A 14,942-nucleotide genomic window follows, 5' to 3' on the forward strand; every position below is an offset into this window, starting at 1 on the left:
TAGATCCGTCGACTCAGCCGACGCGCTCGCTGAGAACCCCCACCGCAGGGCTGCCCGGCCCACCCAGGCAAGGCGCCTGGAACAGCTCGCCATGCCAGACGCCGGCCAGTGTGCGACTGAATACCAGGCACCACACGCCCAGCAACTGCAGGGCCAGCACCACACCGGCGAAGCTGAAGAAGGCCAGGCCCGTCAGCGCCTGCAGCTCGAAGGTGGCCAGGGCGAACACCCCCAGCGGGAAGGTGAACCCCCACCAGCCGAGATTGAACGGCATGTTGTCGCGAATGTAGTGACGGGTGAAGAGCGTGGCGATCACCAGCCACCACAGGCCCGCGCCCCACAACGCCAGGCCGCCGACCAGGCCGAGGTCACGCGCCAGCTCCGCGGCGCCGGCCAGGGGTGTGCCGGCGAATGCCAGCGGCGCCGCCTGCCCCATGCTGAGCAGGCCCAGGCAGCCGGTGGCCAGCGGGCCCAGCGGTAACCAGCTGGTGGCAGCGAAGTCGGTATCCGGCAGTTTGTGCAGCGCCAGGCGCAGCAGCACCAGCGTGATCAGCGAGAAGGCCAGCGACAGCGACATCCCCCAGAGCACGAAGCCGGCCGCCAGCAGTTGCTGCGCGGCGGCTGCGGAAAGATGTGGGGCCAGGGCGCCCGCCGCGCTGGCCGCCACCTCGGGTGCGACGATCGGTAGCAGCCAGACTGCGGTGAGCTTCTCCAGCGCATGATGCTGACGGGTGAACATCAGATAGGGCACGAGCAGCGCACCGAGCAATGCCAGCACCGCGTCCAGCCACCACAACGCATGCGCCAGCGCATAGACGCCCTCGCCCCAGCGCGGCACGCCGAACAGCAGCAGGCCCTTGATCAGCACCGCCATACCCATGGGGATGGCACCGAGAAACATCGACTGCACCGGATGCAGCAGCATGGGCCAGAGCGTGTCGCGAAACAGCGCCAGACGCAGCAGGAACAACAGGCTGAAGAGAACGAACAGGCCGACGGCGAAAAACCACAACCCCTCCGCCAGCATGACCAGGCCCGGCAGATGCCAGGGCAGATGGGCGAGCACCAGCGCCAGAACGCCGGTGCCCATGGTCATGGCGAACCAGTTGGGCGTGAAGTGACGAATGAAGGCGAGCGGTTCGGGTAAACGACTGAAAGGGCGCGACATGAATCGGGTGGTCCCGTGACATGAGTGACGCCGACAAGGTTAAGAACCGGCTTGCCATATGAAAAATACATATTCAGCATCCATGGCATACCTTTAATGCATGGATATGCCATGAACCTCCACCATCTCAAGGTGTTCCTCGCCGTCGCCGAAGCCGGCAGCATCAGCGCGGGCGCCGAGCGTCTGCACATCAGCCAGCCGGCGGTCACCCGCGAGATACGCGACCTCGAAGCCAGCCTCGACCTGCGCCTGTTCGACCGCCAGCCGCGCGGCGTGCAACTGACCGAGGGGGGCCGGCGCCTGCTCGACTACGCCCAGCGCATCTTCAACCTGGAGCGCGCCGCAGAGCGCGACCTGCGCGACTTCGCCCAGCTCGGCCAGGGCGAACTGAACCTGGGCGCCAGCGCCACGCTCGGCTCCTACCTGCTGCCATCGCTGATCAGCCGCTTCCGCACCCTGCACCCGCAGATCTTCGTCAGCCTGGAGGTGAGCAACACGGACGTGGTGACCCGCCAACTGGACGAGGGCCTGGTCAGCCTGGGTTTCGTCGAAGGGCCGTTCGTCCGCAGCGCCTACGCCCACCGACTGCTGGCACGCGACGCCCTGCTGCCGGTCGCGGCGCCCCATCACCCACTGGCCAGCAGCGGTCGACTGGCCGCGCGCATGCTGCAGCGCTACCCGCTGTACATGCGCGAACCCGGCTCGGGCGCGCGGGTCAGCATCGAGCAGGCCTATCGCGCCCACGGCCTGGAGCCCGAGGCCAGCATGGCCATCGGCAGCACCGAGGCCCTGAAGCGCCTGCTCGCCGACGGCCAGGGCATCGCCTGGCTGTCGCAGCGCATCGTCGAGCGCGAGTTGGCCAGCGGCGAATTGCGCCACCTCCAGGTGCAGGACCTGCAGATCGAGCGCGACCTGCACGTACTCTGGCGCCAGGGCGCGAGCCTGAGCCCGGCACCCGCGGCCTTCCTGGCCTTGAGCGGCGCCACGGAGCAACCGGACAGCAATATCAAAATATTTTGATATTGCTGTTGCTGTATGAAAAATGACCGACTAGACTGCGCCACCATGACCCTGCGCGCATCCCAGCTGGAATTCGACCCCTGCGACGAGCTCGCCGCCCTGTGCAAGGCCGGCGGCGATCCGCTGCGCCTGAACGTGCTGCGCGCGCTGAGCAACGACTCGTTCGGCGTGCTGGAGCTGGCGCAGATCTTCGCCATGGGCCAGTCGGGCATGAGTCATCACCTCAAGGTACTGGCCCAGGCCGGCCTGGTGGCCACCCGCCGCGAAGGCAACGCGATCTTCTATCGCCGTGCGCTGCCCAACGGGCGTCTGCACGCCGCACTGCTGGAAGATGTCGACGAGCTACCCGTGCCGACCGACAGGCAAGCGCGGATTGCCGCGGTACACCAGCAGCGCGCCACTGTCAGCCGCGACTTCTTCGCGCGCATGGCCAGCAACTTCCAGGCCCAGCAGGACCTGATCGCCGGCCTGCCGCAGTACCGCGACAGCCTGCTGGCCCTGCTCGACAGCCTGCACTTCGCCCCCGGCGCCACGGCAATGGAAATCGGCCCGGGCGACGGCGCCTTCCTGCCCGAGTTGGCGCGCCGTTTCGCCCAGGTCATGGCGCTGGACAACAGCCCGGCCATGCTCGAGCTGGCGAGCCAGCGCTGCGCCAGCGCGGGGCTGGACAACGTCGCGCTGACACTCGGCGATGCCCTGCAGAGCGAGCATGGAGCAGCCGACTGCGTGGTGCTCAACATGGTGCTGCACCACTTCGCCACCCCGGCCGAGGCTTTCCGCCAGCTGGCACGGCACGTAAAACCCGGCGGCAGCCTGCTGATCAGCGAGCTGTGCAGCCACGACCAGAGCTGGGCCCGCGAGGCCTGCGGCGATCTCTGGCTAGGCTTCGAGCAGGAGGATCTGTCGCGCTGGGCCAGCGCCGCCGGTCTGCTGCCCGGCGAGAGCCTGTACATCGGCCTGAAAAACGGCTTTCAGATTCAGTTACGCCACTTCGCCCAGCCCCTTGAGCGAGCGGCCTTCAGTTACGGCACAAAAGGAATCCATCCATGAGCGAATACTCCCTGTTCACCTCCGAGTCCGTGTCCGAGGGACATCCGGACAAGATCGCCGACCAGATCTCCGATGCCGTGCTCGACGCCATCATCACCCAGGACAAGCACGCCCGCGTGGCCGTGGAAACCCTGGTCAAGACCGGCGTCGCCATCGTCGCCGGCGAAGTGACCACCAGCGCCTGGGTCGACCTCGAGCAGATCGTCCGTGACGTGATCAACGGCATCGGCTACACCAGCAGCGATGTCGGCTTCGACGGCTCCACCTGCGGCGTGCTCAACATCATCGGCAAGCAGTCGGTGGACATCGCACAGGGCGTCGACCGCTCCAAGCCGGAAGACCAGGGTGCCGGCGACCAGGGCCTGATGTTCGGCTACGCCAGCAACGAGACCGATGTGCTGATGCCGGCGCCGATCCGCTTCTCCCACGCGCTGGTCGAGCGCCAGGCCGAAGCCCGCAAGTCCGGCCTGCTGCCGTGGCTGCGCCCGGATGCCAAGTCCCAGGTCACCTGCCAGTACGAGAACGGCAAGGTCGTCGGCATCGACGCCGTGGTGCTGTCGACCCAGCACAACCCGGACGTGTCGCTGAAGGACCTGCGCGAAGCGGTGATGGAGCTGATCATCAAGCACAGCCTGCCGGCTGAACTGCTGCACAAGGACACCCAGTTCCACATCAACCCGACCGGCAACTTCGTCATCGGCGGCCCGGTGGGCGACTGCGGCCTGACCGGGCGCAAGATCATCGTCGACAGCTACGGCGGCATGGCCCGTCACGGCGGCGGCGCCTTCTCCGGCAAGGACCCGTCCAAGGTCGACCGTTCGGCTGCCTACGCCGGCCGCTACGTGGCCAAGAACATCGTCGCCGCCGGCCTCGCCGACCGCTGCGAGATCCAGGTGTCCTACGCCATCGGCGTGGCCCAGCCGACCTCCATCTCGATCAACACCTTCGGCACCCACAAGATCGCCGAAGACAAGATCATCCAGCTGGTACGCGAGGTGTTCGACCTGCGTCCGTACGCCATCACCAAGATGCTCGACCTGCTCCACCCGATGTACCAGGCCACCGCGGCCTACGGCCACTTCGGCCGCACCCCGGAACAGAAGACCGTGGGCGACGACAGCTTCACCACCTTCACCTGGGAGCGTACCGACAAGGTCGAGGCACTGCGCGCCTCTGCCGGCCTGTAACCAGCGCCTGAAGCAAAGCCCCGCCAGCCTCGGCTGTGCGGGGCTTTTTCGTTCCTGACCCGGGCAAACCTCGGAGCGCCACAGGATAGAAGCTCAGCCCAGGCCCTTGCCCCCGAGGAGCCCCCTCGTTTCGCGAGACAGGCCCAGCGCCGGCCTGCCGATTCGGAAGCACCCTGCGGATCACTGACCCTGATCAAGGGAGCGGCTCGGCACCGCGAACCTCGTGAGCCATTGGCGGTCACTTCGAGAGAGAGACTCACGAGGAAAGACCATGATTCGCCAAGCCACCGTTCTCGGCCTGATGCTGGTCGCCGGACTGAACGTCACCCCCATCCTGGCCGCCAAACCCGAAGGCGACTGCGCCGCCAAGCGTCAGGTCATCCAGGAGAAGATCGAAGCCGCCCGCCAGAGCGGCCACTCACACGAGCTGCTGGGCCTGCAGCGCGCGCTGGGCAAGGTCGAGGCGCACTGCGATGACGCCGCGCTGCGCCAGGAGCGCCTGGCCGATGTGAAGGACGCGCGCCAGGAGGTCGAGGAGCGCGAGATGGACCTGCGCGACGCGATGGGCAAGGGCGACCAGGAGAAGATCGGCAAGCGCCAGGCCAAGCTGGCCGAAGCCCGCGCCGAACTGGAACAGGCCGAAGCCGAAGCCCGTTCGCCTCAGTAGGCGCGAAACGCCTTGTGGCAGGCTTCGCAGCTGTCCTCCACCGCCTGCACGGCTGGCTCGAGCTCGGAACGGCGCAACGGCGGTGCGCTGGTCGCCTGGACCAGCGCCGCCGTGGTCTGCTCCAGATCACGGGCCATCTTCTGGAACTGCTCCTGGCGCTCCCAGACCTCGGGGTTGGCCTTGCTGCGCTCGTCATCACGCACCTGCGGGAAATGCTGCCAGGGCTCGCGCGACAGGCGGTCCAGCTCGGCAGCGCCCGTGATGAAGCCGGCCTCATCGTAGGGAATACGCCCCCGCAGCATGCCCCCCAGGTCCTCGCTGACCTTGAGCATTTCCTTGAACAGGGCCTGACGCTTGCCCAGCGGCGAGTTGGGATCGACACCACCACAGGCGGCCAGCGCCATGCAGGCGCAGACGAGCAGCAGTTTCTTCAGCATCATGACGACAGGTTCCAGGCACAGAAAGGGGCGCCAGTATCGCCACTTGCCAGCACCAGGCCAAGGCACCTGATGTCGCAACACCCGCCAGGCGCCATCTGGTCAGCGGAGGTTCAGGTACTGAAACGCTCGAGCTGCTGGTTCAGTCGCAGCACTTCTCCCTGAATCATCGTGCTGACACCGACCACCTGCTCGACTTCCTCCTGAGTGCGCTGAGCCAGCCCGGCAATGTGAGTGATGCGCTGATCGATGTCCTGTGCGACCTGGCTCTGCTGCTCGGAAGCCGTGGCGATCTGAGCATTCATGACATTGATGCTGTCCACCGCCCCCGCGATGGTGCCGAGCACATCGGTGGCCTCTCGGATATTGGTCAGATTGCCCTCGGCCAGGGCCGCGCTCTGCTGCATCGCCACCACGGCGTCGCGCGCCCCACTCTGCAGACGCTGGATCATCGCCTGGATTTCTCCGGTCGACTGTTGAGTGCGGCTGGCCAGGGTCCGCACCTCGTCGGCAACCACGGCGAAGCCACGTCCGGCTTCCCCTGCGCGGGCAGCCTCGATCGCGGCATTGAGCGCCAGCAGGTTGGTTTGCTCGGCAATTCCGGTGATGACTTCGAGCACCCGCCCCACGCCATTGCTTTCCTGCTCCAGGCGCTGCACCTGCTCACTGCTGTGGATCAACTGCGAGGCGAGCCTCGACACCTCGTCGGCCCCTTGCTGGATCACGCCAAGTCCCTGCTGTACGCAACTGTCGGCGTGCCGGGCCGACTGCGCGGCCTCGGCAGCATGGCGCGCCACCTGGGCGACGGTGGCACTCATTTCATTCATGGCCGTGGCAACCTGCTCGATATCCTCGTGCTGCTGACGCACACCATCGCCGGCCACATTCGCCGCACCGACCACGCCCTGCACGTCTTCGGCGGTACGCTCGCCGCTGACCTTGACCTCACCGAGAAGCTCGCGCACCTGCGCCTGCATGCGGTTGTAGCCGGCGAAAATACGACCGATCTCGTTGTCGCTCAACTTCCCCATGAGGGTCTTGGTGAAGTCGCCAGAACCTACCCGGGTCAGTGAGTCTTCCACTTCGCGCAAACTCTGCATCAGCGGCCGCAGACCGAACTGCCGCCCCAGCACCACCAGCAGCAGAATGCCGAGCAGGCAGCCGAAGGCCAACAGCATCTGACTGCGCTGCCAGCGCTCGACATGCGCGGACATCAGCCCAACCGCCATGTTCATCTCGCGCAGCAGGTCGACCGACTGCCTGCCCAACTGCTTCATGTCCACAGCGCTATCCCCTCCTGCTGCCTGCAACAGAGGCCCCCTGAAGGCTTGCCACAAGTCGCCGACCTTTTGCATCTGCGCCCTGATCTCGGGTGTCGCCAGCACCGCGACCTTGCGCTGCTCATTACCGCTCAGCAGATCGCGATGAGCCTGATCGAACTGGGCCATGGTGGCTTCCAGTGTCGCCATGTCCAGTTGCCCCTGGCGAATCAGCAGGGCCTCCTTGGTCATTTTCTGGCTGAGCATGCGCTGCGCACCGGCAACGTTGATCGTTTCCGGAGAGACCGACAGGCTGAGATAGAGAGCGACGGACGCCACGAACGCCATGGCGAACATCAGCGCATAGGAAAACAGGAACTGGTGATTCAGCGTACGCAGGCCAATGCTGCGCAGAAGCTGATCAAAGAAGGCGCTAGCTGACATGGCGAACTCCTGTCGCGTGCAGAAGCGAACCTCGCCAACCCTCCCTGGCTTGGGAATCCCGGCACCAGAACCCTGGCACCGGAGGGAGGAACGCCATGGCGGGGCGTTCCACTGGTTGCAATCGAACGATCAGACTGGAGCATAGATCACTCTCCAGCCGGCATGGCCTGCCGGAGAGAATTTCCGCCGAACTGTCGGCCCGTGGCGCCAAAGCCAGGGCGCTAGGTGCCGAGACGGTCCTTCACATAGGTGATCTCGGTCTTGCCGTGCGGCGCGGGCAGACCATCCTCGCCGAGGTTGACGAAGACCAGCTTGTCGATGGTGAGGATGCTCTTGCGGGTGATCTTGTTGCGCACCTCGCAACGCAGGGTGATCGAGGTGCGGCCGAACTCGCTGGCGGTGATGCCCAGTTCGATGATGTCGCTCTGGCGCGCCGAACTGACGAAGTTGATCTCGGAAATGAACTTGGTGACCACGCGCTGGTTGTCGAGCTGGACGATGGCGTAGATCGCCGCCTCCTCATCGATCCACTTCAGCAGGCTGCCGCCGAACAGGGTGCCATTGGGGTTGAGATCCTCAGGCTTGATCCACTTGCGGGTATGGAAATTCATGCATGGTTCTCCTTGCCAGGTTGGGCGACCATCATGCACCGCCGTCACCGTGCCTGTCGTGGCAGGCACGGCTATGGTTTCGATAGCCGGGCAAATACGACGGAAAGCCTTGGGCTGTGCCGCACGGGCAGCTATAATTTGCCGGTTACACGCGACCGGCACCGCTCCGGTCGCTCCCGCCACCCGGTCGAGGGGCGCTGCAGCAAATCCGCATCACGCGGTTTTGTCAGGCTCGCCCGGGGCGTTATCCAAACGCATCAACGGCGCCCATTCGCAGACAACGAATGGAGAGTTACTGCATGAGCGCTTTCAACGACTACAAGGTCGCCGATATTTCCCTGGCCGACTGGGGCCGCAAAGAGCTGATCATCGCCGAATCCGAAATGCCGGCACTGATGGGCCTGCGCCGCAAGTACGCCGCCAGCCAACCGCTGAAAGGCGCGAAGATCCTCGGCTGCATCCACATGACCATCCAGACCGGCGTGCTGATCGAGACGCTCACCGCCCTGGGCGCCGAAGTGCGCTGGTCCTCGTGCAACATCTTCTCCACCCAGGACCAGGCCGCTGCTGCCATCGCCGCTGCCGGCATCCCGGTATTCGCCTGGAAGGGCGAGACCGAGGAAGAGTACGAGTGGTGCATCGAGCAGACCATCCTCAAGGACGGCCAGCCGTGGGACGCCAACATGGTGCTGGACGACGGCGGTGACCTGACCGAGATCCTGCACAAGAAATACCCGCAGATGCTCGAGCGCATCCACGGCGTCACCGAAGAGACCACCACCGGTGTGCACCGCCTGCTCGACATGCTCAAGGCCGGCACCCTGAAAGTCCCGGCGATCAACGTCAACGACGCCGTGACCAAGAGCAAGAACGACAACAAGTACGGCTGCCGCCACAGCCTCAACGACGCCATCAAGCGCGGCACCGACCACCTGCTGTCGGGCAAGCAGGCGCTGGTCATCGGCTACGGTGACGTGGGCAAGGGCTCGGCCCAGTCGCTGCGTCAGGAAGGCATGATCGTCAAGGTTTCCGAAGTCGACCCGATCTGCGCCATGCAGGCCTGCATGGACGGCTTCGAGCTGGTTTCCCCGTACAAGAACGGCCTCAACGACGGCACCGAGGCCAGCGTCGACGCTGCTCTGCTGGGCAAGATCGACCTGATCGTCACCACCACCGGCAACGTCAACGTGTGTGACGCCGGTATGCTCAAGGCGCTGAAGAAGCGCGCCGTGGTGTGCAACATCGGTCACTTCGACAACGAGATCGACACCGCCTTCATGCGCAAGAACTGGGCCTGGGAAGAGGTCAAGCCGCAGGTGCACAAGATCCACCGCACCGGCGCCGGCAGCTTCGACGCCGCCAACGACGACTACCTGATCCTGCTGGCCGAAGGCCGCCTGGTGAACCTGGGCAACGCCACTGGCCACCCGAGCCGCATCATGGACGGCTCCTTCGCCAACCAGGTGCTGGCGCAGATCTTCCTGTTCGAGCAGAAGTTCGCCGATCTCTCCGCCGAGAAGAAAGCCGAGCGCCTGACCGTGGAAGTGCTGCCGAAGAAACTGGACGAAGAAGTGGCCCTGGAAATGGTCAAGGGCTTCGGCGGCGTGGTCACTCAGCTGACCAAGCAGCAGGCCGACTACATCGGCGTGACCGTGGAAGGTCCGTTCAAGCCCGATACCTACCGCTACTGATCACAGCCACAAGCGGCAAGCCGCAAGCTGCAGGACGGGCCCCGCTCCCCTTGCAGCTTGAGGCTTGCAGCTTGCCGCTGGGAAGGGAACCTTCTCCATGAGTCAAGAACGCCGTTACAGCTTCGAGTTCTTCCCGACCAAGACCGAAGCCGGACACGAAAAACTGCTGAACGTGGCGCGCCAGCTGGCGAGCTACAACCCCGATTTCTTCTCCTGCACCTACGGTGCCGGAGGCTCCACCCGTGACCGCACGCTGAACACCGTGCTGCAGCTCGACGGCGAAGTGAAGGTGCCGACCGCACCGCACCTGTCCTGCGTCGGCGACAGCAAGGCCGAGCTGCGCGAACTGCTGACCCTGTACAAGGACGCCGGCATCAAGCGTATCGTCGCCCTGCGTGGCGACCTGCCCTCGGGCATGGGCATGGCCAGCGGCGAGCTGCGCTACGCCAACGAGCTGGTCGAGTTCATCCGCAACGAAACGGGCGATCACTTCCACATCGAAATCGCCGCCTACCCGGAAATGCATCCGCAGGCGCGCAACTTCGAGAGCGACATCGCCAACTTCGTGCGCAAGGCCAAGGCCGGCGCCAACAGCGCCATCACCCAGTACTTCTTCAACGCCGACAGCTATTTCCACTTCGTCGAGCGCGTGCAGAAACTGGGCGTCGACCTGCCGATCGTGCCGGGCATCATGCCCATCACCAACTACAGCAAGCTGGCGCGTTTCTCCGACGCCTGCGGCGCGGAGATCCCGCGCTGGGTGCGCAAGCAGCTGGAAGCCTACGGCGATGACGTCGAAAGCATCCAGGCCTTCGGCCAACAGGTGATCAGCGAGATGTGCGAACGCCTGCTCGACGGTGGCGCACCGGGCCTGCACTTCTATACGCTGAACCAGGCCGACCCCAGCCTGGCCATCTGGAACAACCTCAAACTGCCACGCTGAGGCAGTTCACCCGCAGGCTGCCTTCGGGCAGCCTGCTCGCGTCACACCCCGCCTTGCCGCCGAAGGATCGCCTGCCATGCTCAAACGCTCCACGATCAATGCCTCAGTCAGCCCCAAGGGCAGCCTGGAAACGCTCTCGCAACGCGAGGTGCAGCAACTGCGTGAAACCGGTTCGGGCAGCGTCTATCGCCTGTTCCGCCAATGTGCACTGGCAATCCTCAACACCGGCTCGCACAGCGACAACGCCAAGACCATCCTCGAGGCATACCCGGATTTCGAGGTGAAGATTCACCAGCAGGATCGCGGCATTCGCCTGGAACTGCTGAACGCTCCCGCCGACGCCTTCGTCGATGGCGAGATGATCGCCAGCACCCGTGAAATGCTCTTCAGCGCCCTGCGCGATATCGTCTACACGCAGAGCGAGCTGGAGAACAAGCGCATCGACCTGGACAGCTCGGAAGGCATCACCGACTACGTCTTCCACCTGCTGCGCAACGCTCACACGCTGCGCAGCGGCGTCGAACCGAAGATGGTGGTGTGCTGGGGTGGCCACTCGATCAGCTCCGAGGAGTACAAGTACACCAAGAAGGTCGGCCATGAGCTGGGCCTGCGCGGCCTGGATATCTGCACCGGCTGCGGCCCCGGCGTGATGAAGGGGCCGATGAAGGGCGCCACCATCAGCCACGCCAAGCAGCGCAACCTCACCGGCCGCTACCTGGGCCTGACCGAGCCGGGCATCATCGCAGCGGAAGCACCGAACCCCATCGTCAACGAGCTGGTGATCCTGCCGGATATCGAAAAACGCCTGGAAGCGTTCGTGCGCGTCGGGCACGGCATCATCATCTTCCCGGGCGGCGCCGGCACCGCCGAGGAATTCCTCTACCTGCTGGGCATCCTCACCCACCCGGACAACCAGGACCTGCCCTTCCCGGTCATCCTCACCGGGCCGAAGAGCGCCAGCACCTACCTGCAGCAGTTGCACGACTTCATCGGCGCGACCCTCGGCGAAGCCGCGCAGCAGCGCTATCGCATGATCGTCAACGACCCGGCCGAGGTGGCCCGCGAGATGGCGGTCGGGATCAAGGCCGTGCGCCAGTTCCGCCGGGAACGCAACGACGCCTTCCACTTCAACTGGCTGCTGAAGATCGACGAGAGTTTCCAGCATCCGTTCGAGCCGACCCACGACGCCATGGCCAGCCTCAATCTGACCCGCGAGCAGCCGCTGCATCATCTCGCGGCCAATCTGCGTCGGGCCTTCTCCGGCATCGTCGCAGGCAACGTCAAGGAAAACGGCATTCGCCTGATCGAAGAGAACGGCCCTTACGAGATCAAGGGTGACGCCAGCATCATGGCGCCCCTGGACCGACTGCTGCAGGCCTTCGTCGAACAGCACCGGATGAAGCTGCCCGGTGGCACGGCCTACGAGCCCTGCTACCGCGTCGTGTCCTGAACGCGCCTGCCGGGGCGCACCCTTGCTGCGCCCCAGCCCCTTGCCGAAGGGGGACTATGCTTAAGCCATGAGAGCAGTCGTACGCGTCGTCATTGGCCTGCAGCTGATGTGCTGCGTGGCCCTCGGCCTACGGGCCGAACCCTTGCGCCTGGTCACCGAGGCGTGGCCGCCTTATGTCTACGAGGAAAACGGCCAGCCGACCGGGCTCGACTACGAGATCACCCGCGAGGTGCTGCGCCGTCTGGGCCGCGAGATGCAGCTGCAGTTCATGCCCTGGAAGCGCTGCCTGCTGGCCATGCAGCAAGGGCAGGCCGACGGCATCCTGGACGTCTTCTACCACCCGTCGCGCGAGGCCAGCATGCAGTTCGCCTCGGAGCCGCTGAGCGACATCGAGTTCGTGCTGTTCTACTCGCGCAGCCGGCCCTTCTACTATCGCCACATCGACGACCTGCGCGGCCTGGTGATCGGCATCTCCCCTGGCTACTGGTACAACGACGAGGCGTTTCGCACCGCGCAGACCTTCCGCCGCGAGGAAGGCCCCAGTCACGAGGCCAACATCGGCAAGCTGGCGCGCCACCGTGTCGATCTGGTGGTGAATGATCGTCGCACCGGTATCTTCCTGGCCAGCCGCCTGGGGCTGGGCCGCAAGATCAGCTACAACGCGACGCCGGTCGGCCATGACCATCTCTACCTGGCGCTGGCCAGGACAGCGGAGTTGCGCGCCCTGGCCCAGGCCTTCAGCGAGGAACTGCGCCGTTTCAAGGCCGAGCCGGCCTATGCCGAGCTGCAGGCGCGCTACGCCGAATTGTCCGGCGCCGACGAAGTCTCCGCGCCGTGAACCAGCCGACAGGCTGGTAGATGCGCAACGCGCAAGCTCTGTTATACTCGGGCCTTCCCGCAAGGCTTGCGCCCGGATGCTGGTTCTCGGAAGCCAGCAGTACCGGACGGGATCATGCCCCCCACGCGTGATTCAAGCCAGGCAATATCACCCCATAGGGCCACGCCCTCACTACGTACAGGATTGCCCATGTCCTTTGCTTCCCTCGGTCTCTCCGAGGCTCTAGTCCGTGCGATCGAATCCGCCGGCTATACCCAGCCCACTCCGGTGCAACAGCGGGCCATTCCCGCCGTGTTGCAAGGTCGCGATCTGATGGTGGCGGCCCAGACGGGCACGGGCAAGACTGCAGGTTTCGCCCTGCCGATTCTCGAACGCCTGTTCCCGGCCGGCCATCCGGACCGCGAACAGCGCCATGGCCCGAAGCAACCGCGCGTGCTGGTGCTGACGCCCACCCGCGAGCTGGCTGCCCAGGTGCATGACAGCTTCAAGATCTACGCCCGCGACCTGAAGTTCGTCAGCGCCTGCATCTTCGGTGGCGTCGGCCTGAACCCGCAGGTCCAGGCGCTGGCCAAGGGCGTCGACGTACTCGTCGCCTGCCCCGGCCGCCTGCTCGACCTCGCCGGCCAGGGCAGCGTGGACCTTTCCCACGTGGAAATCCTGGTACTGGACGAAGCCGACCGCATGCTCGACATGGGCTTCATCCATGACGTCAAGAAGGTGCTCGCGCGCCTGCCGGCGCAGCGCCAGAACCTGCTGTTCTCGGCGACCTTCTCCAAGGACATCACCGATCTCGCCGGCAAGCTGCTGCACAATCCCGAGCGCATCGAGGTCACGCCGCCGAACACCACCGTCGAGCGCATCGAGCAGCGTGTGTTCCGCCTGGCCGCCAGTCACAAGCGCGCACTGCTTGCGCACCTGATCACTCAGGGTGCCTGGGAACAGGTACTGGTGTTCACCCGTACCAAGCACGGCGCCAATCGCCTGGCCGAGTACCTCGACAAGCATGGCCTGCCGGCTGCCGCGATCCACGGCAACAAGAGCCAGAACGCCCGCACCAAGGCCCTGGCCGACTTCAAGGCGAACAAGGTACGCATACTGGTCGCCACCGATATCGCCGCCCGCGGCCTGGACATCGACCAACTGCCGCACGTGGTCAACTTCGAGCTGCCCAACGTCGAGGAGGACTACGTTCACCGCATCGGCCGCACCGGCCGTGCCGGACGTAGCGGCGAGGCCATCTCGCTGGTCGCCCCGGACGAGGAGAAGCTGCTCAAGAGCATCGAGCGCATGACCAAGCAGAAGATCCCCGATGGCGATCTGATGGGCTTCGATGCCAGCACCGTGGAGGCCGAGCGCCCCGAGGCGCGCGAACCACGCCAGCCGCGCAACGCCGGCCAGAAGAAACAGAAGGCCGAGTCCGGCGCCAAGCCCAAGGGCGAGCACCAGAACGGCGGCCGCAAGGACAAGGGCAAGGACGGCGGCAAGGATCAGAAGGCCAAGCCGCAGGGGCAGAAGCGCCGCCGCGGACAACGCGATGACACGGGCCAGGGCCAGCCCGCAGCGGCGATTCCCGCCCTGCCGCCAGATCGTGACCCGGAAGAGTTCCTCGACGACGATATCGACAATTTCGGCAACCGCGTCGACTACGTCAGCCCGGTCCAGAACAAGCAACAGGGGCGTGGCCGTCGTTCGAGCGGCACCCCCGGCAACGGCGGTACCCAGCAGGGTCAAGGCCAGCGCCAGAGCAACAAGGGCCCGCGCAACAACAATGGCGCTGGCGTCGGCAATGGCGCCAACAAGAACCGTCGCCAGGGCAATGGCCAGGGCGGCCAGGGCCAGGGGCGCAACGGTGCCAACCGCGGCCGTGGCCGCGCTGCCCATGACGGCCGCGTCACCTCGCTCGACCGTGACGAGCTGCCGCGTGCAGAGGCTGCCGTGCGCAGCCCGCGCGACAAGCAGCCAGTCATCGTGCACAAGAGTTCGCGCCTGGACCGTTTCCCCACGGCCGAGCAACTCGATGAGCTGAGCAACAGCAACCGCCCTCGCGGCGAGAAGCCGGCACTGCTGACGCGCAACCGCGACGAGTGAGCGCCGACGCAGCAACGAAAACGCCGCCCCTGAGGGCGGCGTTTTCGTTTAGGGGAAAAGGCGAGTGGATCACCACCCCTCTCCCCTCG

General features: G+C 65.4%; 13 protein-coding genes and 1 riboswitch. Of the genes, 9 read left to right on the forward strand and 4 right to left on the reverse strand.

The genetic code is table 11. The annotated features are described in order from the left end of the window. Positions 1-13: 13 nt before the first annotated feature. The gene (locus tag E4487_RS10170; RefSeq protein ID WP_037050086.1) at positions 14-1,168 is read right to left on the reverse strand and encodes a TDT family transporter; all 1,155 of its coding nucleotides are present in this window, start codon (positions 1,166-1,168) and stop codon (positions 14-16) included. A 111-nt stretch (positions 1,169-1,279) separates the two neighbouring features. Here E4487_RS10170 and E4487_RS10175 point away from each other — a divergent pair, with 111 nt between their 5' ends. From E4487_RS10175 to E4487_RS10190, 4 genes are all read left to right on the forward strand, one after another. Beyond that, complete coding sequence (locus E4487_RS10175; protein ID WP_175253275.1) at positions 1,280-2,188, forward strand: LysR family transcriptional regulator; 909 nt, start codon at positions 1,280-1,282, stop codon at positions 2,186-2,188. A 45-nt stretch (positions 2,189-2,233) separates the two neighbouring features. Then, on the forward strand, positions 2,234-3,238 hold the full coding sequence (locus E4487_RS10180; RefSeq protein ID WP_037050090.1) for a metalloregulator ArsR/SmtB family transcription factor: 1,005 nt from the start codon (positions 2,234-2,236) through the stop codon (positions 3,236-3,238). After that, entirely contained in the window at positions 3,235-4,425 is a 1,191-nt protein-coding gene (gene metK, locus E4487_RS10185) for a methionine adenosyltransferase (RefSeq protein WP_047591644.1), read from the forward strand. Before E4487_RS10180 ends, metK begins: the two co-directional genes overlap by 4 nt. Positions 4,426-4,696: 271 nt before the next feature. Then, positions 4,697-5,092, forward strand: coding sequence for a DUF1090 domain-containing protein (locus E4487_RS10190; protein WP_175253276.1), 396 nt, complete (start codon positions 4,697-4,699; stop codon positions 5,090-5,092). On the opposite strand, the gene E4487_RS10195 is transcribed toward E4487_RS10190, so the two are convergent. The 3 genes from E4487_RS10195 to E4487_RS10205 all read right to left on the reverse strand — a co-directional run bounded on the left by E4487_RS10195 (position 5,086) and on the right by E4487_RS10205 (position 7,843). Continuing rightward, positions 5,086-5,532: a cytochrome c gene (locus E4487_RS10195; RefSeq protein WP_037050097.1), complete on the reverse strand. Its 447-nt coding sequence runs from the start codon at positions 5,530-5,532 to the stop codon at positions 5,086-5,088. The genes E4487_RS10190 and E4487_RS10195 overlap by 7 nt on opposite strands. Before the next feature lie 110 nt (positions 5,533-5,642). Further along, on the reverse strand, positions 5,643-7,232 hold the full coding sequence (locus E4487_RS10200; protein WP_150607673.1) for a methyl-accepting chemotaxis protein: 1,590 nt from the start codon (positions 7,230-7,232) through the stop codon (positions 5,643-5,645). A gap of 221 nt (positions 7,233-7,453) precedes the next feature. Further along, a complete protein-coding gene (locus tag E4487_RS10205; protein ID WP_175253277.1) occupies positions 7,454-7,843 on the reverse strand; it encodes a hotdog domain-containing protein in 390 nt (129 codons plus the stop codon). A 183-nt stretch (positions 7,844-8,026) separates the two neighbouring features. Further along, positions 8,027-8,119, forward strand: a riboswitch (S-adenosyl-L-homocysteine riboswitch). A gap of 8 nt (positions 8,120-8,127) precedes the next feature. On the opposite strand from E4487_RS10205, the gene ahcY reads away from it, so the two are divergent. From ahcY to E4487_RS10230, 5 genes are all read left to right on the forward strand, one after another. Next, positions 8,128-9,534: an adenosylhomocysteinase gene (gene ahcY / locus E4487_RS10210; protein ID WP_134676168.1), complete on the forward strand. Its 1,407-nt coding sequence runs from the start codon at positions 8,128-8,130 to the stop codon at positions 9,532-9,534. Between the two features lie 97 nt (positions 9,535-9,631). Next, positions 9,632-10,477, forward strand: coding sequence for a methylenetetrahydrofolate reductase [NAD(P)H] (gene metF / locus E4487_RS10215; RefSeq protein ID WP_037050106.1), 846 nt, complete (start codon positions 9,632-9,634; stop codon positions 10,475-10,477). Positions 10,478-10,553: 76 nt separating this feature from the next. Next, complete coding sequence (ppnN, locus tag E4487_RS10220; RefSeq protein WP_037050109.1) at positions 10,554-11,927, forward strand: nucleotide 5'-monophosphate nucleosidase PpnN; 1,374 nt, start codon at positions 10,554-10,556, stop codon at positions 11,925-11,927. A 67-nt stretch (positions 11,928-11,994) separates the two neighbouring features. After that, positions 11,995-12,765: an ABC transporter substrate-binding protein gene (locus tag E4487_RS10225; protein WP_037050110.1), complete on the forward strand. Its 771-nt coding sequence runs from the start codon at positions 11,995-11,997 to the stop codon at positions 12,763-12,765. Positions 12,766-12,954: 189 nt separating this feature from the next. After that, the gene (locus tag E4487_RS10230) at positions 12,955-14,853 is read left to right on the forward strand and encodes a DEAD/DEAH box helicase (RefSeq protein WP_175253278.1); all 1,899 of its coding nucleotides are present in this window, start codon (positions 12,955-12,957) and stop codon (positions 14,851-14,853) included. Positions 14,854-14,942: the final 89 nt, after the last annotated feature.

This window comes from Pseudomonas sp. BMW13 (assembly GCF_013357275.1).
GTDB classification, from domain to species: domain Bacteria; phylum Pseudomonadota; class Gammaproteobacteria; order Pseudomonadales; family Pseudomonadaceae; genus Aquipseudomonas; species Aquipseudomonas khazarica.

Excerpts from the sequence above, each read along its gene's own strand:
- E4487_RS10170 (WP_037050086.1), bottom strand. The coding sequence starts at position 1,168 with ATGTCGCGCCCTTTCAGTCGTTTACCCGAACCGCTCGCCTTCATTCGT.
- E4487_RS10175 (WP_175253275.1), top strand. The coding sequence starts at position 1,280 with ATGAACCTCCACCATCTCAAGGTGTTCCTCGCCGTCGCCGAAGCCGGC.
- E4487_RS10180 (WP_037050090.1), top strand. The coding sequence starts at position 2,234 with ATGACCCTGCGCGCATCCCAGCTGGAATTCGACCCCTGCGACGAGCTC.
- metK (WP_047591644.1), top strand. The coding sequence starts at position 3,235 with ATGAGCGAATACTCCCTGTTCACCTCCGAGTCCGTGTCCGAGGGACAT.
- E4487_RS10190 (WP_175253276.1), top strand. The coding sequence starts at position 4,697 with ATGATTCGCCAAGCCACCGTTCTCGGCCTGATGCTGGTCGCCGGACTG.
- E4487_RS10195 (WP_037050097.1), bottom strand. The coding sequence starts at position 5,532 with ATGATGCTGAAGAAACTGCTGCTCGTCTGCGCCTGCATGGCGCTGGCC.
- E4487_RS10200 (WP_150607673.1), bottom strand. The coding sequence starts at position 7,232 with ATGTCAGCTAGCGCCTTCTTTGATCAGCTTCTGCGCAGCATTGGCCTG.
- E4487_RS10205 (WP_175253277.1), bottom strand. The coding sequence starts at position 7,843 with ATGAATTTCCATACCCGCAAGTGGATCAAGCCTGAGGATCTCAACCCC.
- ahcY (WP_134676168.1), top strand. The coding sequence starts at position 8,128 with ATGGAGAGTTACTGCATGAGCGCTTTCAACGACTACAAGGTCGCCGAT.
- metF (WP_037050106.1), top strand. The coding sequence starts at position 9,632 with ATGAGTCAAGAACGCCGTTACAGCTTCGAGTTCTTCCCGACCAAGACC.
- ppnN (WP_037050109.1), top strand. The coding sequence starts at position 10,554 with ATGCTCAAACGCTCCACGATCAATGCCTCAGTCAGCCCCAAGGGCAGC.
- E4487_RS10225 (WP_037050110.1), top strand. The coding sequence starts at position 11,995 with ATGAGAGCAGTCGTACGCGTCGTCATTGGCCTGCAGCTGATGTGCTGC.
- E4487_RS10230 (WP_175253278.1), top strand. The coding sequence starts at position 12,955 with ATGTCCTTTGCTTCCCTCGGTCTCTCCGAGGCTCTAGTCCGTGCGATC.